2 tRNA genes are annotated in these 270 nt (G+C 51.5%); both read left to right on the top strand.

The annotated features are described in order from the left end of the window. Window positions 1-3 precede the first annotated feature (3 nt). A tRNA-Ile gene (locus tag OGV83_RS00125) sits at window positions 4-80 on the top strand. Between the two features lie 113 nt (window positions 81-193). Next, a tRNA-Ala gene (locus OGV83_RS00120) sits at window positions 194-269 on the top strand. Window position 270: the final 1 nt, after the last annotated feature.

Below are 270 nucleotides of genomic sequence, written 5' to 3'. Positions count from 1 at the left end.
TACAGGCTTGTAGCTCAGGTGGTTAGAGCGCACCCCTGATAAGGGTGAGGTCGGTGGTTCAAGTCCACTCAGGCCTACCAGATTTTCCCTGAATACTGCGTTGTGAAATGACTCACATACTTTAAGTATGCTTCGTCATTCCACGCCTTGTCTCAGGAAAAATCATCGGTAAGAGGTTCTGACTGTACTGTATGGGGCTATAGCTCAGCTGGGAGAGCGCCTGCTTTGCACGCAGGAGGTCTGCGGTTCGATCCCGCATAGCTCCACCAT

The sequence above is a fragment of the Citrobacter sp. CK189 genome (assembly GCF_030333505.1).
Taxonomy (GTDB): domain Bacteria; phylum Pseudomonadota; class Gammaproteobacteria; order Enterobacterales; family Enterobacteriaceae; genus Citrobacter_B; species Citrobacter_B koseri.
Note: the sequence above shows the minus strand (reverse complement) of the source record. Positions and strands in the feature narration are given on the sequence as shown.